The sequence below is a fragment of the Pseudomonas sp. LTJR-52 genome (assembly GCF_003691465.1).
GTDB classification, from domain to species: Bacteria; Pseudomonadota; Gammaproteobacteria; order Pseudomonadales; family Pseudomonadaceae; genus Chryseomonas; species Chryseomonas luteola.
Genome location: NZ_CP033105.1, coordinates 5,249,813 through 5,270,379, shown reverse-complemented (window position 1 = coordinate 5,270,379; position 20,567 = coordinate 5,249,813). Strand labels below are relative to the sequence as shown.

General features: G+C 54.8%; 22 protein-coding genes and 1 pseudogene. 7 read left to right on the top strand and 16 right to left on the bottom strand.

Going from position 1 to position 20,567, the window contains the following annotated elements; all coding sequences use genetic code 11:
- Positions 1-325 precede the first annotated feature (325 nt).
- The 3 genes from EAW52_RS24350 to EAW52_RS24335 all read right to left on the bottom strand — a co-directional run bounded on the left by EAW52_RS24350 (position 326) and on the right by EAW52_RS24335 (position 3,559).
- Positions 326-1,285: a hypothetical protein gene (locus EAW52_RS24350; protein ID WP_162997714.1), complete on the bottom strand. Its 960-nt coding sequence runs from the start codon at positions 1,283-1,285 to the stop codon at positions 326-328.
- Between the two features lie 501 nt (positions 1,286-1,786).
- Positions 1,787-2,356 carry a hypothetical protein gene (locus tag EAW52_RS24345; RefSeq protein WP_122044431.1) on the bottom strand — a complete coding sequence of 190 codons (570 nt, stop codon included), beginning with the start codon at positions 2,354-2,356 and terminating at the stop codon, positions 1,787-1,789.
- A 651-nt stretch (positions 2,357-3,007) separates the two neighbouring features.
- Positions 3,008-3,559 carry a hypothetical protein gene (locus EAW52_RS24335; RefSeq protein ID WP_122044429.1) on the bottom strand — a complete coding sequence of 184 codons (552 nt, stop codon included), beginning with the start codon at positions 3,557-3,559 and terminating at the stop codon, positions 3,008-3,010.
- 213 nt (positions 3,560-3,772) lie between these two features.
- On the opposite strand from EAW52_RS24335, the pseudogene EAW52_RS24330 reads away from it, so the two are divergent.
- From EAW52_RS24330 to EAW52_RS24320, 3 genes and pseudogenes are all read left to right on the top strand, one after another.
- Positions 3,773-3,943, top strand: a pseudogene (locus EAW52_RS24330) (HU family DNA-binding protein); the annotation flags it as partial.
- Between the two features lie 315 nt (positions 3,944-4,258).
- The gene (locus EAW52_RS24325) at positions 4,259-4,462 is read left to right on the top strand and encodes a carbon storage regulator (protein WP_122044428.1); all 204 of its coding nucleotides are present in this window, start codon (positions 4,259-4,261) and stop codon (positions 4,460-4,462) included.
- Positions 4,463-4,557: 95 nt separating this feature from the next.
- Positions 4,558-5,304: a hypothetical protein gene (locus tag EAW52_RS24320; protein ID WP_122044427.1), complete on the top strand. Its 747-nt coding sequence runs from the start codon at positions 4,558-4,560 to the stop codon at positions 5,302-5,304.
- Between the two features lie 141 nt (positions 5,305-5,445).
- Here the strand turns inward: EAW52_RS24320 and EAW52_RS24315 are convergent, their stop codons facing one another.
- The 11 genes from EAW52_RS24315 to EAW52_RS24265 form a co-directional block, all read right to left on the bottom strand.
- A complete protein-coding gene (locus tag EAW52_RS24315; protein ID WP_122044426.1) occupies positions 5,446-6,150 on the bottom strand; it encodes a GntR family transcriptional regulator in 705 nt (234 codons plus the stop codon).
- 3 nt (positions 6,151-6,153) lie between these two features.
- Positions 6,154-6,561 carry an oxalurate catabolism protein HpxZ gene (hpxZ, locus tag EAW52_RS24310; RefSeq protein ID WP_122044425.1) on the bottom strand — a complete coding sequence of 136 codons (408 nt, stop codon included), beginning with the start codon at positions 6,559-6,561 and terminating at the stop codon, positions 6,154-6,156.
- Positions 6,558-7,232, bottom strand: coding sequence for a cysteine hydrolase family protein (locus EAW52_RS24305; protein WP_122044424.1), 675 nt, complete (start codon positions 7,230-7,232; stop codon positions 6,558-6,560). Before EAW52_RS24305 ends, hpxZ begins: the two co-directional genes overlap by 4 nt.
- Positions 7,229-8,761: an ABC transporter ATP-binding protein gene (locus EAW52_RS24300; RefSeq protein WP_122044423.1), complete on the bottom strand. Its 1,533-nt coding sequence runs from the start codon at positions 8,759-8,761 to the stop codon at positions 7,229-7,231. Before EAW52_RS24300 ends, EAW52_RS24305 begins: the two co-directional genes overlap by 4 nt.
- A 3-nt stretch (positions 8,762-8,764) precedes the next feature.
- Positions 8,765-9,454, bottom strand: a complete 690-nt coding sequence (locus EAW52_RS24295; protein ID WP_074830085.1) for a cysteine hydrolase family protein — start codon at positions 9,452-9,454, stop codon at positions 8,765-8,767.
- Positions 9,455-9,458: 4 nt separating this feature from the next.
- Entirely contained in the window at positions 9,459-10,466 is a 1,008-nt protein-coding gene (locus tag EAW52_RS24290) for a formamidase (protein WP_122044422.1), read from the bottom strand.
- 12 nt (positions 10,467-10,478) lie between these two features.
- Complete coding sequence (locus EAW52_RS24285) at positions 10,479-11,399, bottom strand: ABC transporter permease (protein ID WP_122044421.1); 921 nt, start codon at positions 11,397-11,399, stop codon at positions 10,479-10,481.
- Positions 11,392-12,504, bottom strand: coding sequence for an ABC transporter permease (locus EAW52_RS24280; protein ID WP_122044420.1), 1,113 nt, complete (start codon positions 12,502-12,504; stop codon positions 11,392-11,394). Before EAW52_RS24280 ends, EAW52_RS24285 begins: the two co-directional genes overlap by 8 nt.
- A gap of 10 nt (positions 12,505-12,514) precedes the next feature.
- Positions 12,515-13,624, bottom strand: a complete 1,110-nt coding sequence (locus EAW52_RS24275) for a BMP family ABC transporter substrate-binding protein (RefSeq protein WP_122044419.1) — start codon at positions 13,622-13,624, stop codon at positions 12,515-12,517.
- A gap of 24 nt (positions 13,625-13,648) precedes the next feature.
- Entirely contained in the window at positions 13,649-15,436 is a 1,788-nt protein-coding gene (gene atzF / locus EAW52_RS24270) for an allophanate hydrolase (protein ID WP_122044418.1), read from the bottom strand.
- 374 nt (positions 15,437-15,810) lie between these two features.
- Positions 15,811-16,965, bottom strand: a complete 1,155-nt coding sequence (locus EAW52_RS24265) for a Fic family protein (protein ID WP_122044417.1) — start codon at positions 16,963-16,965, stop codon at positions 15,811-15,813.
- A 113-nt stretch (positions 16,966-17,078) separates the two neighbouring features.
- Here EAW52_RS24265 and EAW52_RS24260 point away from each other — a divergent pair, with 113 nt between their 5' ends.
- Entirely contained in the window at positions 17,079-17,288 is a 210-nt protein-coding gene (locus tag EAW52_RS24260; protein ID WP_122044416.1) for a hypothetical protein, read from the top strand.
- Positions 17,289-17,414: 126 nt separating this feature from the next.
- Here the strand turns inward: EAW52_RS24260 and EAW52_RS24255 are convergent, their stop codons facing one another.
- Together EAW52_RS24255 and EAW52_RS24250 are read right to left on the bottom strand one after the other, a co-directional pair.
- On the bottom strand, positions 17,415-17,891 hold the full coding sequence (locus tag EAW52_RS24255; RefSeq protein ID WP_122044415.1) for an RES family NAD+ phosphorylase: 477 nt from the start codon (positions 17,889-17,891) through the stop codon (positions 17,415-17,417).
- Positions 17,891-18,355 carry an antitoxin Xre/MbcA/ParS toxin-binding domain-containing protein gene (locus tag EAW52_RS24250; protein ID WP_122044414.1) on the bottom strand — a complete coding sequence of 155 codons (465 nt, stop codon included), beginning with the start codon at positions 18,353-18,355 and terminating at the stop codon, positions 17,891-17,893. The genes EAW52_RS24255 and EAW52_RS24250 overlap by 1 nt, the downstream gene beginning before the upstream one ends.
- A 469-nt stretch (positions 18,356-18,824) precedes the next feature.
- Here EAW52_RS24250 and EAW52_RS24240 point away from each other — a divergent pair, with 469 nt between their 5' ends.
- Genes EAW52_RS24240 through EAW52_RS24230 form a run of 3 tightly spaced genes read left to right on the top strand, consistent with a single transcriptional unit; the run spans position 18,825 to position 20,551 of the window.
- A complete protein-coding gene (locus EAW52_RS24240; protein WP_122044412.1) occupies positions 18,825-19,121 on the top strand; it encodes a hypothetical protein in 297 nt (98 codons plus the stop codon).
- Positions 19,122-19,144: 23 nt separating this feature from the next.
- Positions 19,145-19,435 (top strand): hypothetical protein, encoded by a 291-nt coding sequence (locus EAW52_RS24235; RefSeq protein ID WP_122044411.1) that lies wholly within the window; start codon positions 19,145-19,147, stop codon positions 19,433-19,435.
- A gap of 30 nt (positions 19,436-19,465) precedes the next feature.
- Positions 19,466-20,551 carry a competence protein CoiA gene (locus EAW52_RS24230; RefSeq protein ID WP_122044410.1) on the top strand — a complete coding sequence of 362 codons (1,086 nt, stop codon included), beginning with the start codon at positions 19,466-19,468 and terminating at the stop codon, positions 20,549-20,551.
- Positions 20,552-20,567 lie beyond the last annotated feature (16 nt).

Below are 20,567 nucleotides of genomic sequence, written 5' to 3'. Positions count from 1 at the left end.
GAGGCTTAAATCCCCTTAATCGTTGTGTGCAAGGCTTGAGAGGACACTCTGGCTGCCAGCGCGGAAACAAGCAGCCCGGTTGCGGCTGGGGAAAACTCTTGTGCGCGAAGAGCCTTTTGAAGACAGAGTCAAGCTAGAGCAAAGCTCAATCCAGTCAGAAGCGAAATATCTCATCTCTGCAGTGCATGAGCTGCTGGCGCCGATCGAGCGGCTACCTCAATGAGCCCATTCGAAACAGCGGCCCCAGCAACAGGTACACGTCGCTCCTAAAACCATGAGGTGGCCTTTAACGGTTTGCACTCCTGCAAATCTTTGACGTGAGCATCTAGTAATGGCCCCTCTGATTCAGCAAAATCCTGTTTGAGCTGCCGATCTGATTGATCACCGCTTTTTGACTAATCCCCGCCTGCCCTATGGACAGATAATTCTGGCTGCCCTGTGTCAGCGCAGTCGCTACGTGTCCAGCTCCTTCCTGATGCCCTTCATACAGATTCGACTGCCCGATCTGCCTGTAATAGAACTCGTTCGAACTACCAGACTGGACCATATCGATCGAATTGGCCTCCCCGCTCTGCTGAAGGCTGGACAGGATGCCAGGCTCAGCCGGCGCGGCCAGTGCCACGTTGTTATCACCATCCTGCAGAACAGACAGACCGTTACCTGAGCCAGTTTGAGTTGAGGAAATCAGGTTGGAATCTCCTATCTGGGTAAGTGCAGTAGCGCTACCATCGCTTTGAAACTGGAACAGATAAGCAGAATTGTTTTCGCCTTGTTGCCTGGTGAACCCTACGCTGTAGCCTGACGAGGTCAACTGGTTGGCAAGACTGAAGTTTGCCGCGCCGCTCTGTAGCTGCAAGGTATAGGTATCATTTGAGGCGGTGTGCCAACTGCTAGCCTGGTTACTTTCACCTTGTTGAAACATATCGGCATTGGAATCAGATGAGCCAGTATCGATATAAACGCTTCCATCGTTGTTGTTGCCTGTCTGCTGGAGCAGGACATTCACATCTTGTGTGTTTTCCTGATGGATTAGACCAACATTTAACGAGCCCTCCTGCTCAATTTTGACGCGAGAATCTACGCTGTTGATCTGTATCGATACAGCTTGGTTTTGATTACCTTTTTGAGTCACTATGGACTGAAGACTAGCCCCGGTCTCCTCAGAGGGCTGCAGAGTACCAGAGCTGGCGTTCTGCATTGATTGTTGGATCTGCTCTTGCGCATAGGCTCCTGACGCGGCTATTAACGATAAGATAGCCAGGCCTGATGATTTCCACCTGCTCATAGCGGTACCCTCCAGACACCCGTTGGTCTTCTTGGTCATCACAGCCAGTCTAACGGTAGACTTAATCAGCCCATTTACTGCCCCAACGTGTGACTAACTATTTCAGATACACCGATCAGTAACGAGGCTACCGCCAAGGTAGCTTCTAAATGCCTATCTGGGCGCTTGTTGGACACCGTAACGAGCAACGCTCACCAGTGGCAGGCAGCGGAGTGGCCGGAAGCGTTGTGCCTGCAGCAAGGCAAAGGGCAATGTGTGTCGATCACCGCAACACTGAGCTCGGCGATGCCGATCTTGAGGATGCGATTCCCCAATGTCTTATCAAGGCTAGGCGATGGCTTCAGGACAGCAACTTCGATATGTGGACAATGACAGATGCAGCCGATGGTGTGGCCCCTGACTTGACTCTTTGTCAGTGGTAAGGCTGGGCTTCGAGTCATCATGAACAGTGTTAGGGCTATTGGATTGGATAGATCTTACAATAGCCTCCTGTAGCTTTCCTTATGCTAATGCCCAAATACGGATGATGGCACTATCAAGCTCAATGGTACGCTCGTAAGGTGTTATTTTTAACGCTCGTAAAATGTTTCCATTCTCTGTAACGGTTTCACCATGAGCGATAATAAGGATGAAGAATTTGTGTTGAAAATCAGTAAGGCTCTTAAGCCTTAGCGTATCGCTTAATATCGACCAACCGATTGGATTTGAAGTGGTAGCCTGAGGCAATGGGTCATGAAAACTCAATCGTCCCTCTGGAACAGGTCGAAGTAGTTCCATAGTCTCCGGCAAGTTATTACGGCCAGCTATACACTTCGTGTAGGAAACATCACCTAAGCATTTGACTTCAGCTGCCATCTCCAGATCCTCAGTATAAAGATCGAGTCGCTGCCCGTTTCCTATAGTTTTTCCGATCCAGATTTCTCGCTCCTGCTCAAACCAGGCATGCAAGCTGAGCTCAGCTTGTATCCAGTGTTCACGGCAATCATTTAGCTGGAGCACTTGGCTAAGTCTTGTTTCGATTTTTGTAAAGGCTTGCTCGAATAAATCTAACCACTCATCCCGACTTAACATACGCTGCTTGCTCTTCTTGATTGGCTAATAGAAAAGCCTGAGATCGGGCTTCTCTTGTCTCTCCTTGTAACGTCGTTTATATAGAAAACTTTATGGTGGCGCCCATGGAAAGGTCTTCGCCCATACGTACCAGCACCGCAGTCGTTTTTGTGCCGCCTTTAAATACGCTCGGCGACTATGCAGCACTCGTAGGCGCATAATGTTTAGAGGTGGATGGTTCTAGGCTGGAATGCTATTTATCTACAGGAAATAGTAGAGACCTCCCACTCAGCTCGCAGATAATTCCTGCTCGCTCCTGGGCCTGAAGGACAAGTCTTCGCACCCCGTCATCGCCCCCGCGAACATGAAAGCGAAAGGTGCCAAATTTACTTTTGACCTGGGTAACTTCCAGGTCCAGCCCTGGATGGTTCTCCAAGTAAAGCATAAGGTCGCGACTGAGCTCTCGAATCAATAAGAACCAGCCATCTCCACACTCGAAGCCCCAATGCATTGAACTCTCATCCGTGGGCCTGGTACGGCCACGGTAGAGATAGGGAAATTCCGCGTATAGTTGGTTAGTTAATTCAGCATTCATTGCTTATCTCTTGTAGCGGCAGCGGTCTGGGAGGTAGTAAATAGCCAGCCAGATTCCCTTTGGTGCATTAACCTTTACTAGACTATCAAGGTGCCTGAGCCAAACGTTACTTCACTTATTATATTCACCTCCCCTCTTTGTACATTAAGCCTTTGCTCCAGCCCAGTTACCTTTCCATAAACTGCTGTATCAAGAAAGATTCGGGTGGCATACCCTCGGCCTTGCTGAAGCGCCAGGATTAACTTGATTGACAGGGAATACTCGATAACCGGTGCAGCTCGTGTTATGCGAGCCTGGGGAATGGAAACCACACAGCCCTTCTCAGATCGTTTCAAACACTCCACAACCTGCTCTAACTGCTTGTCAGTGAGCCTATGGGCATCATCGACAATAAAGCAGGTTCCGCTTTCAAGCTGATCGTAAGATACGTTCATGACTTGTGTTAGGTGATTTCCTACTAGGATCGGCTCAGCGGGAAACGCTGTCTGAAGTAATGTGCTTTTTCCTACACCTCCGCTACCGCTGACCAGTACACGCTCTCCAGAGTGGACTAGTTCAACTAGACGTTGCAAAAGTACGCTTCTTTCAAATGCCTGGGCTGTCTCATCAGCAGAATGGGACTTGGACATACCTTTTACCTATATAAGGCTTGTAAGGCAGTAGGAAACAGCCACAATAAGTATAATGGCAAATGTTAAACAGCTTATGGGCCAGCGCTCAGCACAGCACTGACCTTATGGATATTTGAACACCTGAACACATCATTGTTGCGACTGAGGGCTGCGTATCATTGGTAGAGCGCGGCTATCTTAAGCATTTGTGTACGAACTATTAGTGGCGAACTTGCCAAGGGTGAAACCGTTACGCTGGTATGATTTGGCACGTTTCAGGTCAGAAAACGTGCGGTGCGCAAGGGACGCAATCCCCAGACCGGACAGGAAATCGATATCACGACCAGCAGGAACCCCACCTTCAAGCCTGGCAAGGACCTAAAGGATGCCATCAATGCCTGATGGTTCTCAGTGATTGAAGAGGCCCTAACAGGCAGGGCCTCTTATCCTGCAACCTGTTACCCGATAGCCTCAGTAAACCGCTCTAGCCAAAGGCTTACATCACCTGTCAGACATCTTCTCTGTCTGCCAAAGAGGGCACACACTATTCTGTGCATGAGGCAACAGTGCAGGACGCGTCAGCGTGTTTCACGGATGAAGGCCCCTGCCTGACACCGCGTTAAACACCACTCCTCAAAAACTCTGCTCTGGCAAGTTTTCAGCACTTGCCGCACGAAGTATTGATTACGCTTTTTAACCCTACGCAAGGAAGCAGTAATGGGTCTAGTACTTAGCCGCCAGGAAGGCGAAAACATCATTCTCCTGCTCGAATCCGATTGCGATGACGCTGCTGTGCTAGAGGCGCTGCGTCATGAGGGCATCACGCTGTCTATCACCTATGCCCAGAACGGCAAGGCCCGCGTCCTGATCGAGGCGCCGCAGGTCATCTCTATCATTCGCGAAGAGCTGATTGAAAGCTAAGACGGCTGCGCCTGTTACTAGGCCTCCTGTCTGCCCAAGGCCCCTGATGCCAAAGGCGTGATCACCGTACCCGATACCATCAAAAAGGATTTTTTATGCCACGTGCCTGGATGGCCGCTGCCCTGACTCTTGTCCTCTCATCCACTGCCTTTGCGCAGGACTGCTCGGTAAGCGAGATTCTTGGCCAGGTCTATGGACCTGATCACAAGGCCGATCTTGAGCTTTCAACCTGCAAGGTATGGCCAGCCCGGCCCGGGATTACCCTTGTTGCCGCGGGGCTAAATCGCGATGGCGACTACCAGGTTGGCAGTGAAGACCTTGAACTGCTGCTGGTGGACACGGCCACGTCCAGGGTAATTGCCCGCCGCCTGGAAGAGAATCGTCTCGGCTACGATGCCATCCAAGTTGGCAAGCTCACGTTTGATACAGCACCCTATAAGCTCAACGACGATGTACTCGCCTTTGGCTTGAGAATTGGCCGCCATAACAACTCAGGTGGCTATCCCTTTTCACAGACATCCCTGACACTTTATATCGCAGGAAAGAGCGGACTTGAGCCTGTATTGGAGGATCTGTTGGTTGAATCACTTTCTGGCGAAACAGACCCTGTTTGCCAGGGAAGATATGAGGAATCGGCCGCTACGCTTGCCTTGGGAAGCGCAACATCACATGGGCTGCATTCATTGGCTGTGACTCAACGCATCTCTACCTATCGTGAAGTCATGGGCACATCAGATACGTGTATGCCTCAGGATGAGAAAACCAGCCAGCACCGATATACGCTGACTTTTAACGGGCATCATTACCCCGTCCCACGTGAATTAAAGGCTCTGACACCGTAAAGGCGGGGCCTGAGGCGATGGATGTCAAGGAAAGCAGTAGAAACAGCGTACTAACACGTCTTTCGTTACTTTGGTCGGCGCTATGAAGCATACAGCAGAGGCTAGCAGGAGGTGAGGGCATGACACCTCTATGTCTGTGCTTTATTTTGCAAGCGCGGCGGATGGATTGTCGTATCGACGCCGTGCCTCTGCAAGCATCGAAAGACTCAACTTGCGGACCTCAATCTTGCTCTGCTCGATATGCGCGCGCAGCATTCGCAACGCTTCATCCCGTTTACGGGAGAGCAGTACCCTAAGAATACTGGCGTGCTCATTGTAAGTCTCTTCAATGCGGGCACGCTGAGTGAAGTCCAGACGGCGAACGATGCGTATATGTTCCGTGACCTCTCGGTGTAATCGCAGCATTTCACGGTTGCCGGCTGCCGCAACCAAGCCATTGTGAAAGGCTTCATCAAGTCCAGCCACTGTCTGCATGTCAGACTGACGTCTGTCTACCGGGGCAGTCCATACCTGCCAGAGATCTTCCAGTAATTCCGTTAAATCAGGCAGGCTGCAAAGGCGCTCTACTGCCGCGGACTCCAGCACGATACGCAAATCATACAGCTCATCGATACGAGTGAAGTCCAATGGCTTGACCATCCAGCCACGACGAAACTCTACATCAAGATACCCTTCACGCTGGAGCCTATAGAGAGCGTCGCGTACCGGTGTTCGCGACACCTGATAGCGCTCGGCTAGCTGAGTCTCAGTGAAGCGATCATGAGGGAGCAGATAGAAATCAAAAATCTCCTGCTTGATTCTGATATAGATCTGCTCAGCCAGTGCGTTACTTTGGAACTGGGTCATAAGCTATCCGCGGGATTCCAATGTACCAAGATCAATACTGACATGGGCTGCCACGACCTTCCAGGCTCCGTCGAGCCGCATCCATGTTTGCATCTGGCGCCCCACACGCAAGGTGACGCCATCACTGAATTCGGTGCTGACCGTAGCGCAGTTCTCACCAAAGGTTGTGATGACAGTATTATACAAGCGTCTGCCTGGCCCTACCGGTTGGCAGACCCGCCGGTAGTCGGCAATAGCCTGACTGCCATAGAGATTTTCGGCAACGCCGAAGCGCACCGTATATGGGGCATCCCAAAAATATGCATCAAGCGTTTCCAGCTCATTGGCGACCAGCGCACGTTCATAGTCTTCGAAGGCAGCCGTCACCGAAGCCACTACGTTGGGGAGGTTGATTACGGAAATCGAAGTCATGGTCTATCCTTTTGCAGAGCGGCTTCCAGAGCCGTCAGATACGCAGTACGGCCGACAATGCCCCCCTGAGCAACAATCATTTCCAGCGTGGATCGCTTGAATGCGGGGAAATAGCTTTCTGTCGCCTCCTCAATCAACAGGCAGCGATACCCGCGGTCATTGGCCTCACGCATGCTGGTTTGAACGCACACTTCAGTGGTAACACCGGCAAATAGCAGATGGCTGATGCCACGTGCCTGAAGACGTTCATGCAGGCCGGTCGCGTAAAACATGCCTTTGCCGGGTTTATCGATCACCCACTCGCCTTCGGCCGGTGCGACATCGGCAATGATCTGGTTTCCGGGTTCGCCACGTACCAAAATACGCCCCATCGGACCTGGATCGCCAATACGCAATTCTGGCAGGCCGTGTGCGTGTTTGGCATCCGGGCAATCGGACAAGTCTGGAAGATGTGACTCCCGAGTATGGATAACCAACATGCTCTGTTGACGAGCCAGTTCGAGCAGGCGCCGAACAGCCGGAACGATCGCCTTTAGTGGCGTCACGTCATTGCCCAGCGCAGCACCAAAACCACCCTGCTCGATGAAGTCACGCTGCATGTCGATTACGACCAGCGCGGTATTGGCCGGCTCGAAGCTGAAATCATTAGGATTAGCCGTAACCCGAATCATATAGCCTCCGTCTGGGCATTGCCGCCGGCCATGTAGTGTCCCAGTACGGTCCTGTCTGCCTGGGCTATATCGGTCTCGAACCCAATATGCCCGTCGTGCATCACCAGGATGCGATCAGACAGCTCAAGTAGTTCATCTAGGTCCTCGCTTAGCAGCAGGACCGCCGCGCCTGCATTTCGGGCCTCAACGATCCGTCTGTGAATCAAGGCAGCCGAGGCGAAATCCAGCCCAAAAACCGGATTAGATACGATCAGTACCGATACACCCTCGGTCAGTTCGCGGGCGAGTACGGCGCGCTGAACATTACCACCGGAAAGCGTACCGATGGGGCGTTCGGGATCAGCTGGACGTACCTGGAAGCGCTCGATAAGAGCCTTGGCCTGTGTACGAATCGCTCGGCGGTCGATGCGCCAGCCCTGACGGCACAGTGGCGCCTGGTCAAAGTTGCGCAGGGCCAGATTCTCCGCAACGCTCATGTTGGCAATGCACGCATTGCGCAGCGGCTCTTCCGGCAGACTGTAAACGAGCATGTGCTGCATCTCGCGGCGGCTAGCACGATAGGGATTACCGTTTACGCGGACTTCACCCCCGCTGGCCTTGCGCTGACCGAGCAAGGCTTCAGTAAGCTCACGTTGACCATTGCCGGAAATCCCCGCGATTCCTACGATTTCTCCCGGCCGTACGGCCAGCGAAAGCCCGCTGACCGCAAGTGTACCCTTGTCACCCGGCACCTCGAGCTTTTGGACCTCCAATCGCGGAGCGCTGTTTGCTACGGCAGGTCGCTCAAGCGCAACCGTACGGGTATCCGCCTCACCCATCATCCATATCGCCAGCGACTCAGGTGACGTCGCAGAAACAGCGGTGCTACCGACCAGGCGGCCTTTTCGCAGCACCGTCACATCATCGGCAAAGGCGGTTACTTCACGAAATTTATGGGTAATCATCAACACCGAGATCTCGCCCCGGTGTGCCATGTCATGCATGAGCCCCAGCACCTCATCGGCCTCTTGTGGCGTCAGCACTGATGTCGGCTCATCGAGAATGATGAAGTGCCGTTCCAAATACAGCTGCTTGAGAATTTCGAGCTTTTGTTTTTCGCCGGCTGCCAGGCTGCTAACGGGACGGTCCAGATCGAGCCGGAACGGCATACGTGCCATGAAGACCGCGAGCCGCTCACGCTCCTGCGACCAGTCGATACGCCAACCCAGGTCGTTCCGTGACAGCACCAGGTTCTCCGCGACGCTGAGTCCCGGCGCCACGGTAAAGTGCTGGTAGACCATCCCGATCCCCAGCGCATGGGAGTCTATGGGCGTGCGAATCTGCCGCTCTCGGTCGTTCACGACAATCGCGCCCTCATCGAGCGGACCGTAACCGACAATTCCCTTGACCAGGGTGCTCTTGCCGGCGCCGTTTTCGCCCAGCAGGGCATGCACGCTTCCCGCCCTGACCTTAAGCGATACGTCCGCCAGGGCGCGCAAGCTGCCAAAGGATTTGCCGGCACCGATAATTTCCATGCTCAGGGCACGCATGGATCAGGCCCGTCCCAGCACATCGAGTAGCATCGACGAATTGCCGACAGCGCCAAAGACCCCGCCCTGCATCTTGATCATGTTAAGCGCTGCCAAATGGTTGCCGTGATCCGTTGCACCGCAGCAGTCCTCGAGGAGGATGCACTCGAAGCCACGGTCGTTACCCTCGCGCATGGTGGTATGGACACAGACATCGGTCGTGATCCCCGTAAGAACCAAGTTGTCGATTCCGTGGTTACGCAAGACGAGCTCAAGATCCGTCGCATAGAAGGATCCTTTGCCGGGCTTATCGATGATGATCTCGCCTGGCAGCGGTGCCAGCTCCGGAATGATCTCCCATCCCGGCTCGCCGCGTACCAGAATGCGTCCACAGGGTCCGTCATCGCCAATGCCGGCACCGATACGCTGCGACCGCCAGCGCTTGTTGGCGGGCAAATCGGCCAGATCGGGGCGGTGGCCTTCGCGGGTATGGATGATGGGAAATCCCTGTGCCCGCATGACCTCGAGGACGCGCTTTATGGGTTCAATCGGTGCGCGGGTCAGCGAAAGGTCATACCCCATGGTATCGACATAGCCGCCGACACCACAGAAGTCGGTTTGCATGTCGATGATCACCAGGGCGGTGTTGGCCGGGTCGAGCCGACCGTTATAGGGCCAGGGATAAGGCGCTGAGGCGAGATGACGTAGATTCATGGGATCATTCCTGGGTAGAGGGGGTAAACAGGCGTTCCGGGGCGGGAAGCCCGCAGGAGGTCCCATCAGTGTGGATGACTTCACTCTCCCAGGGCAGCCGGTAACGGCCCGCCGCCAGGTCATGCATATAGGTATAGGGGCAATCCTGCGCGCCACCCTTGACGGCAGAATAGCCGCGGTGGCCAAACTGATAGATGTTGTTTTCCACGCCCCAGTGCAGGCGCGCTTCACGCACCAGGTCCGGACGCATTTCGCAGCAGACGATCTCGTCGGCGCGCCCACCGCCCTGGTTCATGATGCCGCCGTCAAAATCGACGAACATGGCTTCGCCCATCGAATCGAATGTGCCATCGGAGCCGCACATGCACACACTGGCGGTTTGCATTAAGTTGCAGAAGGCATTCGCCTGATTGGTAATCTGCCAGGCATGCCGAATCGGTGCGGTATAACCGGCAGTCCGGATCATGATTTCGGCCCCCTTATAGGCGCACTCGCGAGCCATTTCTGGGAACATGCCGTCGTGACAGATGATCAGTGCCAGTTTGCTGCCACGGGGACCTTCACAGACAGGAATTCCCTGGTCGCCCGGCTCCCAGGGTTCAACCGGCACCCACGGATGCATCTTGCGGTAATACAGGCGGATCTCACCGGTGTCGTCGACAATGATTCCACTGTTGAACGGATTGCCCCTGGGATTGGCCTCCATGATGGAAAAGCAGCCCCAGATCCTATTGTCTACGCAGGCCTGGCGCAGCGCGGCCACTTCCGGACCATCTAGAGAGCACAGGATTTCGGGCGAGGTATCCATGGACAGCCCGTGCAGGGAATACTCCGGGAAGACGATCAGATCCATGCTAGGCATGCCGCGCCGGGCTTTACCGACCATTTCCACGACCCTTTGGGTCTGCGTCCACAGCGCTTCACGGGTATGAGGATCCGGCAGCGACAGTTGAGCCAGACCGATCACGACGCCATTAGGCGACTTATTCAAACCACCAAGTCCACTGGACATGAGTATTAACCTCTATCGGGTGAGACTGAGTTCGCCAGGGGCGCCAGTCAGGGTGCGGTTAGGTTGGCAGGTGATAAACATCACTAGCAGCGTCAGGGCATAAGGTGCGGCGGCAAACAGGTAATACCCTGTACTGATACCCACCGCCTGCAGGGCGGGGCCGATGGCGCCGGCAGCACCAAATAGCAACGAGGCCCACAGGCAGTTCAGGGGTTGCCAGCGGGCAAAGATCACCAGGGCAACGGCCATTAACCCCTGGCCACTAGAGAGCCCCTCGTTCCAGCTTCCCGGGTAGTACAGTGACAGATAGGCCCCGCCGACGCCCGCAAGAAAGCCGCCTATGGACGTTGCCCAGATGCGTACCTTGATTGGGCGGTAGCCAAGTGCTTGGGCCGACTCTACATGATCACCGACCAGGCGCAGCATCAGGCCCCAGCGTGTACTGCGCAGCCCCCAGTGCAGCAAGATGGCGAGGGCAACGCCCAAGAAAAACAGCACGTTGATATTGAGCGTCGAGCGCACCCGTTCATCGGCACTCCACTGCCCCAGCGAAAACGAAGGCAGCATGGGCGCTTGCGGTTGGATGAAGGCTTTGCCAAGAAAGAAGGCAAGGCCCGTTCCGAGCAGAATGAGGGCGATACCAAAGGCGATATCGTTGACTTTGGGCAGCGAGCAGACGATGCCGTGCAGGAGTCCCAGGGCCAGACCGGTACTGCCGGCTGCCAGTACGCCCAGCCAGGGTGAGCCAGAGAGATAGGACACGGCATAACCAGTCATGGCGCCGGCCACCAGAATCCCTTCCAGACCCAGGTTGATACGCCCACCCTTTTCGGTCAGGCATTCACCTAGGCTGACGAACAGAAAGGGCGTTCCTACCCGGACGGCACCTGCCAGCAGAGCCAGAAAGAATGTCAGCCAATCAATATTAGCCATGGCTGGGCACTCCTGCGGCCGAGGACGCCGATTTCTCAAGCAGTCGCAGGCGCCAACCCGTGATGCGTTTGCTCAAGGCTTCCCAGGCCAGCAAGTTAGTAAACAGAATGCCCTCGAGAATCAGCGTGGTCGCATCGGGCAGATCCAGGCGGCGCTGTAGCAGGCTGCCGCTCGCTTCCACACCACCCAACAGTGTTGCGCACACGATGATCGCAACTGGGTTATGCCGGGCGGCAAAGGCAACCAGGATGCCACTAGTGCCATAACCGGCGATCAGCGCGGCGTTCGCGCTACCCTGTACGGCCGCAACCTCGAACATACCTGCCAGACCCGCGGCCGCACCACCCAGCAGGCAGGTCATCAAGACCAGACGGTCAACCGACAGGCCAAGCATACGAGCAGTTCGAACATTGCCGCCCACGATGCCTAATGAAAATCCGCTGACGCTGTGGCGCAACAGGATGTAAGCCAACAGGCAGGCGATAACACCCGCCACAAGCCCCCAATGCACCGCGAAGGCGTCGCTGACGGTGCCGATGAGATAAGTGTCATCGAGCGGTACGGTCGAGGGCTTGTTCAGACTGGCCGGATCGCGCAACGGTCCTTCGACCAACTGCCGGAACAGTGCAATGCCGATATAGGAAAGCAGCAGGCTGCCAATCGTCTCGTTGAGACCACGCTTCTGACGCATCCAGCCGGAGAGACCGATCCACAGGCCGCCCACCAGCATGGCCGCCAGCCCCATCAGCGCTAGCATCAGCATGGAGGGCAGCGCCGGCAGCCACAGCGGTAGTACCGCAGCGGCCAGGCCACCAAGTACCAGCGCCCCTTCCCCGCCGATGATGATCAGCCCGGCCCGGGCCGGCAGTGCGACGCAAAGCGCGGTCAGCATCAGGGGCGCAGCTCGCTGGAGTGTATTTTCCCAGGCGAAGGCAGAGCCGAACGCGCCTTCAATCACCAGGGCACCCGCCTCCAGCGCCGGCTTGTTCTGCACGGCGAGAAACAACAGGAACAGCACACAAGACGCCAGTACAGCAAGCAGCGTGGGCAGGCCTGGCAGTGCCTTGGCCGCCAGGCTTCGTAACTTGTTATCAAGGCTACTCATATAACAAGCCTCAGATCTGACCCTGGACGCCTTCGACCAGATAACTCATGCGCTCGAGCACGACATCGGTCTGAGGTTGACTGGTACCGTCCGCAATCACGACGTTGCCCCTGTTGTCCTTGATGGGACCCTTAAAGATTACAAATCCTCCTTCGAGCATTTGCGCCTTGATGGCATCGGCTTGCTGTTTGGCTGCTTCGCTCACCTTGGGACCGTACGCTGAGGTCTTTACGAAGCCTTCCTTGAGGCCGCCGCGCATGAAGTTGATCATCGACTTGCCGCTTTGCGCCGCCTCGACATGGGCGCGGTAAGGTGTTTCCCAGTTCCATTCGGCACCGGTGAGGTAGCCCTTCGGCGCCAGGGCTGCCTGACTGGCATGATAGCCGCAGGTCATTGCGCCACGCTTTTCAGCGGTTTCCACAATGACCTTGGGTCCGTCCACGTGACAGGTCAGTACATCGCATCCTTGGTCGATAAGACTGTTGGTCGCCTCGGCTTCCTTGACCGGTAGCGACCAATCACCAGTAAAGATCACCGTCACCGTAATGCTTGGGTCCACCGAGCGCGCGCCCAAGGTAAAGGCATTAAGGTTACGCAACACCTGAGGCACTGGTTTGGCTGCAACAAAGCCAAGCTTCTTAGACTGGCTCATATGGCCCGACACAACGCCGTTCAGGTATTGGCCTTCATCGATATAGCCGAAGAAGCTGCCAGCATTCACCGGATCCTTGCCTTCCTGCCAGAGCCCGCCGCAATGGGCGAACCGGACATCTGGGTACTTCTTGGCGACCTTGACGACATGCGGATCGAAATAGCCAAAGGAGGTAGGAAAAATCAGCGTGGCACCGTCCTGGCGAATCATTGCCTCCATCGATTTTTGTACCGCGACGGTCTCAGGTACGTTCTCCTCTTCGATCACCTTCACGTTGGGCAGCGTCTTGATGATGGCTGCGGCCTGGGCATGCGCCTGGTTGTAACCGAAATCGTCCCGGGCACCCACGTAGATGAAGCCAACAATCAGTGGCTTGTCTGCGGCCCGGGCCAAGCTGAGGGGCAGCGCGGCACTAAGACCGATCAGTCCGGCCAGCTTGATGAAGTCCCGACGGTCAAATGAGTTCATGGCGGTATCCTTAATAGAAAGAGATCAAAGCGATGCGCGGTACGCGCGCCAGCCGTTGAATCGGGAGATATCTTCTGCGCCGACCAAGCCTACTGGCTCGCAGATAAAGCCTTTCACCCAGCGCCCGTCCACCAGTTCTACCGAGCCGATGCCTAGTGGAGCAGGAATGGCGGCGACAAAGGCGCCGAAATGGCGTAGCGGCATGACCCACACCTCAAGCTCAATGGCGACGCCTTGCTCGGTGACTCTGACAAGGCCGGGCTTGGCCGGCTCGGTATTGGCTAGTGCATAGAGACGATAATCCACACTGGTCGTGGTACACGCCACACGCCGCGCCCCGCTTTCAAGCAGTTGCCAATTAAGCGGCTGTCCCCAGAGGTGAGCACCGACTACCGCAACGTCAATGCTGGGCTCGGTACTGTCCAGAGGGGCCAGGGCTATTTCATCGCTCTGATTTTCACCACCAAAGAGGGGCTGCCAGCTTGCGGCCGTTTCGGCCAGGTAATGATCGGAGCCTGCCGGACCAATCAATGTAATCCCGGCGGGCAAGCCGTCCTGCCTAGGCACAGCGGGTAAGGCAAAGGCCGCCATGTCCATGAGATTAACGAAGTTGGTGTAATAACCCAGGCGGGTATTGCTCTGGAATGGATCAGCCAAGACCTGTTCTATGGTCGGCAAGCAGGGCGCCGTAGGAACAAGCAGTAGATCAATGCCGGCCAAAAGTTGTTTAGCCTGGCGTGTTAACTCTTTCAAACGATACAGAGCGTTAAAGGTATCAACAGCCGAATAACGGCCCGCTTCAGCCAATATGGCTCTTACCACAGGATGAATGACGTCTGGCTGATCTGTGTACAACTGCCCTACCGCAGCGCGCCTTTCGGCGACCCAAGGCCCTTGGTAGAGCAGCGCTGCAGCCTCTGTAAACACATCGAAAGGAACCGTAGACAGCGTAACACTTGGGTCCTGGCGCAACCGCTCAAGACTCTGGGCAAAGGCTTCTGCCGCCTGGTTATCACCAAAGAACTCAAGATCGTCCGGCACGGCGACCCTGCGCTGCCGACGCTGGATGGGCCGCATCGGCACTGATCGAGAGAAGGCATCCTCAGGATCATAATGAGCAACTATCCTCGCGACCTGCCAGGCACTGGCCGCATCGGCAGCAAAAATTGAAATACTATCGATGCTGCGGCAGGCAGGTACCAGTCCTCGGCTACTGAGCAACCCAAGGCTTGGCTTGAGGCCTACTATTGCATTGAATCCTGCCGGTACTCGTCCAGAGCCAGCCGTGTCAGTCCCCAGGGCAAACGCGACGTATCCCAGCGCAACGGCTACAGCCGAGCCCGAGCTGGACCCACCGGATACATAATCTTCATCAACTGCGTTGCGAACAATGCCATAGGGCGAACGGACGCCCACCAGGCCTGTCGCGAACTGGTCAAGGTTGGTCTTGCCTACCAGGATGGCGCCTGCATCTAACAGACGCTGCACGACAGAGGCATTGTTCTGGGCCTCATAGCTGAACTCGGGACAGGCGGCCGTGGTGGGAAGCCCTGCTACGTCAATATTGTCTTTTACCGCAAAGGGGATGCCGTAAAGGGGCAGCGTTTCCCAAAGTGCTTCTCCCAACCGACTTGCCTGTTGCTCAAGCTCACAGGCTCGTGCCAGGAGCTGCTCGGGCGAGACGCGATAGATCCATGTCTCTGGTCGCTCTCCCGCCAGGATTGCAGCAGATAAGGCGCGTACGGTTTGACTAGGGGTTGTCTCACCCGTTAAGTAACGCCGAGTCAGCTGGCTAATAGCATATGCACTCATTGAATTCGTTCTTGTATACAAGTTTGAATTTCTACATAGCAGGCTTTGTGCCAGTGTTCATGAGGTAACTTAAAGCAGCATGGATGCAGTGCTACCTAGCGCGTAGCGGATACTTGAGTACATCGATGTAACGCATCGTATGCACTAGCAAAGCGCATAAAGCATAAGTTGTGCGCTATTACAGGGATGGCTTGACTGAGCTACCGAAGAACGCTCTTATCAATTTCAGGTTGGCTCATCAGGATGAAATGGAGTAGTGACGGCCAGAAACGTACCTGCTGTCTGCATTCGAAAATACCGCTGACCAGACAGGGACAAGCTTAGGTCAGAAAATCATAACGCTAATTGAGGTCAGTCTTTTAACCAGAGGATGATCAGCTATCGGGCTGACTGGGCAGAACAGCGTTTACTGGAGCAATCACATAGCGCGTGCTGCGCCCGCCGCCAGGCAAACGAACAATACAGCCCTTGCTCAGGAGATCGCTCAAGTGGCGCGTGGCCGTAGCCTTGGAGACCTGCGCCACGGCCTTGTATTGAGCCGCACTAATGCCCTCCTCGAATCCACGCGTACCACCATCAAGCAACCGATTAAGCACCTTTATCTGCTCGGTCGATAGTTCATCGGTGCGGTGGCTGTGCCAGAACCGGGCCTTTGCCAGCACACGATCAATGCGCGCCATTGCCTGTTCCAGGCTTTGCAGGAGAGTTCGCAGGAACCATTTCAGCCAAGCGGTGATGTCCAGCGTACCCTTCTGGCTTGATTCAAGGATCCTGTAGTACTCATTACGGTTATCAAGAATGCTTGCCGACATGGTGTATAAACGGATTGACTGCTGCTCACCCTGGGCAAGCGCCAGATCGGTAAGCGCACGGGTAAGCCGGCCATTGCCATCGTCGAAGGAATGCAGGGTTACAAACCAGAAATGGGCTATGCCAGCGCGCAGCAACGGATCAAGGCCCGGCTCCTGACGACTACGCTCGAACCAGTCAATAAAAAGGTCCATCTGGTGTTCAAGACCTGCCCGGGGCGGCGCTTCAAAATGCACGGTCGGCTGGTCGAGCCGGCCCGAGACCACCTGCATCGGTTCGTCACCACGTAGTGCACCAATACGAATATGTACACCCCAACATAACGCGTCCTCGGGAAAAAGCCATCGGTGCCACTGGTACAGTCGAGCCAGTGTAAGGGGCTGGGCCCTATTGCCCGTGGCATCGAGCAACAACTCAGCCAGGCCTTCACTGCGTGAGCTGGGTTTACCGGTATCGGCAAGGCCCAGGCGACGTGCAAGAGATGAGCGTACCGAGCCTACATTGATTTGCTCCCCCTCTATCGCCGAAGAAGTCACGATATTGTGCAGTAAGGTATCCAGATTGTTTTGAAGCCCGGTGTAGTCTTCGACTGTAGAGGACATACCAAGCAATCGTCCTTGCGCCTGGTTGCAGGCTCGTAAAAGCTGAACCAGATCGTTTTCCTGCCAGGTAAAAGCTGGCCACTCCGGTTGCTGCCAGATCCAGTTCAGGGATTGCATATAGGTGCCTCGGTACAACGAGCCAAATACACTACTCAATCGGCTCTTTAGATGAGCCGATTATACAATTTAATCGGCTCATCGGTTACAAAAATTCTTAGTAGATCCCATTGATGGATAACGGGCGCGAAGGTCAAGTTGAAGATCGTCCCTGGAAATTTCAACATACCTGGCTTGAGATTTTGAACGGCACCATTACCGGCCAGGTTACCCAGGGTGCCTTGATCTACAGCTTTAACTATACGAGCGAGCGCACAGGGAAAACTATTGATCTGTCAAAGCAGACCTATCCAGATGAAAGCGGAAAATGCACCTGGCAATAAGCTAACGCCCACCCTGCATGTCGGCTACAGCAATAGGCGTATTGGGAGTCTAGTCGTTAAGGCCTTCCGTACACAGCCAAGCAGGTTAGCTGCCTATACAACTGCTTCAGGCATCGCTTAACAAAGCTATTGAGGCGCTCTTGGCCTCTCGAACATACGAGGGTCAAAGGTGAAGTTATAGACTTCTAATACTTTGATTAGGCGTGCCTCTGGGTGAAATGGATTTATCACCACGTTACGCTCCAACGGCAAGATAGCCGAAGGAACAATCAATCCCAGGTGTGAGCGGCTTTGCAGCCAGCGAGTACCAAAGTCCATGCTGGGGCGATCATAGGGGATGCTATTCCAGCCAGTGGGCAGTAGTTCGTTCTCAAGTTCAAGATACAGACCTTTGTCTTCAGGCAGCTCAAACTCCGTGATTTTCATCCCTTCTACAGGCTCGCCATTGGTATGAACAAACGTTTCCAGGCTACAAATGGCCGGTGTAAGCCCCATATACACGGCAGGGGTACGCGGGTGGTTCCATCTGCCACCGGCAATAGCTGCCCCCATTCCTGTTAGGTCCGTTGCACGTCTTTCTTTTGCTACCCTCCACGCACGCATCAGGCCACACCGCCCCACTCAAGGGCATTTAGCACACGACGAACCTGCATGGCACCAATTTCCGTCTCGCAAAGCACAATTGGCGTTGCATTACCAAGCGCCTGGTTGGGCCGTGCCATCCACTGCGCAGCCACCTCTCTGCTGCCAAAGATCTCTTCGGCCTGGTGGGAAATAGCCGCTATTCGATCCAGCCGCTCCGACGCTACCGTATCAAGAGGCTTTTTTTCACGCATTCGTCGCTCAAATGTAGAAAGCGAAAGGCCCAGCACACCTGCAATGATTTCCTCTGAAACACCAAAGGTCTGGCTCATGGCTCGGCCAAGCACCGCAGGAAAGCCTGCCTTGATTTGAACAAGCCGTTCGGATTCATTCAGAGAATCACGCTGAAGACTGAAATCCCAAAACATGGCGGACGAAACTTCTGTCTTTTTAGGCAGACGCCGCTCGGTGGTAGTGATGTTCATAGTGATTGATCTCATCTTCGTCAGATGACGTAAATATATCGTCAAATGAAGTATAGACCTGTCACCATCATGTGGATACCACAAAAGATGTGTTTCATGAGGCAAGGAATGCCAGGTCTCGGTGTATGCCGAGAACGGTATAGTAAGTCTGTCGTTCACCGCGCCACTGAACTCGGCGCTGCCTGATTTAAGTCCCTTGCCAACAAGACAACGTGTACCAGCAGCGCCGCTCTAGGCATGGCTCTCCTGGCCTGTCTGCTTAATACACAGTGCCAACCGTCCTGTGCCTCTAGTGGCATAACCGCGACGAGAAACATCAGTGCTTTATGCAAATGCCGCCTCGTTCCCTTCATAGACGGCTCGCCCTTGCATAATGGAAAAGTCGTGGGAAAAAAGAAGATGCGCCAATCAGAGATGCGCATCCTATACATCCTCGATATCAAGGATGTTAAGACCTAAAGGAGTACAAATGAGCACTACTGACCGTTCGCTGGATATCATTTCCATGCCTGTCATCTCAAATCATCATCTGGATGATGTCACAGCCAGCCGTCTCTTGAGCGAGGGTGATGATAACCCTTGGTGCCTATGTGCAACCTATCAATCGGGCATGATTCTGGAGCTTGGGGATGTTGACCTTGAGAAAGAGATCCCTCGTTGCCTAATTGATCTTAGGCACTGGCTTCAGGATCGCAATTTTCCCATGTGGGTTATGCTGGAGCCGGCAGGTGTAGTTCACCCCGATCTTCCACTATACGATTGGTAGACTTCAGGCTTAGGGGAGCCATCATGAACCGGGAGCTTAAGGCGCTTCGCGCCAAGTGGGCGGCTGATGCTGCTACAGCTGAGGAGGTGGCTCGCTGTCTTGAGCTTGAACGTCGGGTCGAGGTTGCAGGCAATATCCGTTTCGTACTCGGCTTTGCGGCTGTGCTTGCTACAGCGCTCGGCCTTATCGGCCTTGTCGTCTCCAATGTCTATCCTGTCGAAGGCTCTCTGGCGACCTGGCAGAACGCTGGACTCACGGGTGGCCTACTGGGCCTGATCGCAGGAACATATGTCGTGATCAGAGGAGCAGAATAGGCATCATGCTCAATTAATCAATCTCTAATCATGCCACTCAGAGCTCTCAATCAGTCGGGCGAAAGCATACAGGCGTTCGATCTGAGCCCAGTAGAGTGGGCGATGCTAAAAGCCACAACCAAGGCGGCCAGGCTGGTCATGCCCTGTTGCGGTGCTGACGCCATACTTAAAACATCCAGACGTGGCACTCAGTTCTTTGCGCACAAGAAACAGGGCGACTGCACCTCAGCTCCCGAATCCGAGCAACACCTGCGGCTCAAGGCGCTTGTTGTTAAGCTCATCCGAAAACATGGATGGACTGCTGCTACAGAAGTAGATGGCGAGACGCCCAGCGGAGAACCTTGGGTCGCTGATGTACTGGCAACAAAAGGTACACGAAGGGTGGCTGTAGAGGTGCAGTGGTCTTCCCAAGTTGACGAGACGAGCCTATACCGACAACAGCGCTATCTTGAGTCCGATGTACGTGGCCTGTGGCTGATGCATCAGGCAAACTTTCCCATTTCGAAAGCGTTTCCGGCTGTATGCGTGGACGAGCTGGCGGATGGTAATTTCTTGGCCTTGCTGGCGCACGATCAATCCACGCGATATGGCCAGCGCAGACGTAGCCGGAGAGAGGACTGGGAAGAGCAGCTGCCCATTGAGCAGGTCATTGAGGCTGCGTTTACGAAAAGATTTTGGTATGGCCTTCTAAGACCAGGTGCCGAGGTCAATGTCGAAGTCTTTGGAGGGCGAGACCAATGCTGGCGCTGCGGCAAATGGACGGGCGTGGTCAGCTACTTTCAGCTTGTACCTCGTTCAGACAACGCAAGGCCATGCATAGTCAGCCTTGAGGAGCTGGCTGGACAGGAAGATCTTTTGCTCGAGCTGCTTTATCGACATCCTGCCGCAGTGCAGATCGGGCCTATCCGTGTTCGTTATAGCGCCAAGGCCAAGGCATCTTATCTGGCCAATGGCTGTTTGCACTGTGATGCTCTACAGGGCCGGTTCTTTGTCCACAAACATGAACAGAAGCAGACGTTCTTCCGACACAGGATCGTACCCAGTCGGAGACTTCTGGACTTGGTGAATACCCACAGAATGTGTCGCTGGCATGTTGCAGGCGAAGCCGACGGCTAAGGTCGGCTCACCACTA

Bases quoted from the DNA above. Each gene is read 5' to 3' on its own strand.
- EAW52_RS24350 (WP_162997714.1), bottom strand. From the start codon at position 1,285: ATGAGCAGGTGGAAATCATCAGGCCTGGCTATCTTATCGTTAATAGCC.
- EAW52_RS24345 (WP_122044431.1), bottom strand. From the start codon at position 2,356: ATGTTAAGTCGGGATGAGTGGTTAGATTTATTCGAGCAAGCCTTTACA.
- EAW52_RS24335 (WP_122044429.1), bottom strand. From the start codon at position 3,559: ATGTCCAAGTCCCATTCTGCTGATGAGACAGCCCAGGCATTTGAAAGA.
- EAW52_RS24325 (WP_122044428.1), top strand. From the start codon at position 4,259: ATGGGTCTAGTACTTAGCCGCCAGGAAGGCGAAAACATCATTCTCCTG.
- EAW52_RS24320 (WP_122044427.1), top strand. From the start codon at position 4,558: ATGCCACGTGCCTGGATGGCCGCTGCCCTGACTCTTGTCCTCTCATCC.
- EAW52_RS24315 (WP_122044426.1), bottom strand. From the start codon at position 6,150: ATGACCCAGTTCCAAAGTAACGCACTGGCTGAGCAGATCTATATCAGA.
- hpxZ (WP_122044425.1), bottom strand. From the start codon at position 6,561: ATGACTTCGATTTCCGTAATCAACCTCCCCAACGTAGTGGCTTCGGTG.
- EAW52_RS24305 (WP_122044424.1), bottom strand. From the start codon at position 7,232: ATGATTCGGGTTACGGCTAATCCTAATGATTTCAGCTTCGAGCCGGCC.
- EAW52_RS24300 (WP_122044423.1), bottom strand. From the start codon at position 8,761: ATGCGTGCCCTGAGCATGGAAATTATCGGTGCCGGCAAATCCTTTGGC.
- EAW52_RS24295 (WP_074830085.1), bottom strand. From the start codon at position 9,454: ATGAATCTACGTCATCTCGCCTCAGCGCCTTATCCCTGGCCCTATAAC.
- EAW52_RS24290 (WP_122044422.1), bottom strand. From the start codon at position 10,466: ATGTCCAGTGGACTTGGTGGTTTGAATAAGTCGCCTAATGGCGTCGTG.
- EAW52_RS24285 (WP_122044421.1), bottom strand. From the start codon at position 11,399: ATGGCTAATATTGATTGGCTGACATTCTTTCTGGCTCTGCTGGCAGGT.
- EAW52_RS24280 (WP_122044420.1), bottom strand. From the start codon at position 12,504: ATGAGTAGCCTTGATAACAAGTTACGAAGCCTGGCGGCCAAGGCACTG.
- EAW52_RS24275 (WP_122044419.1), bottom strand. From the start codon at position 13,624: ATGAACTCATTTGACCGTCGGGACTTCATCAAGCTGGCCGGACTGATC.
- atzF (WP_122044418.1), bottom strand. From the start codon at position 15,436: ATGAGTGCATATGCTATTAGCCAGCTGACTCGGCGTTACTTAACGGGT.
- EAW52_RS24265 (WP_122044417.1), bottom strand. From the start codon at position 16,965: ATGCAATCCCTGAACTGGATCTGGCAGCAACCGGAGTGGCCAGCTTTT.
- EAW52_RS24260 (WP_122044416.1), top strand. From the start codon at position 17,079: ATGGATAACGGGCGCGAAGGTCAAGTTGAAGATCGTCCCTGGAAATTT.
- EAW52_RS24255 (WP_122044415.1), bottom strand. From the start codon at position 17,891: ATGCGTGCGTGGAGGGTAGCAAAAGAAAGACGTGCAACGGACCTAACA.
- EAW52_RS24250 (WP_122044414.1), bottom strand. From the start codon at position 18,355: ATGAACATCACTACCACCGAGCGGCGTCTGCCTAAAAAGACAGAAGTT.
- EAW52_RS24240 (WP_122044412.1), top strand. From the start codon at position 18,825: ATGAGCACTACTGACCGTTCGCTGGATATCATTTCCATGCCTGTCATC.
- EAW52_RS24235 (WP_122044411.1), top strand. From the start codon at position 19,145: ATGAACCGGGAGCTTAAGGCGCTTCGCGCCAAGTGGGCGGCTGATGCT.
- EAW52_RS24230 (WP_122044410.1), top strand. From the start codon at position 19,466: ATGCCACTCAGAGCTCTCAATCAGTCGGGCGAAAGCATACAGGCGTTC.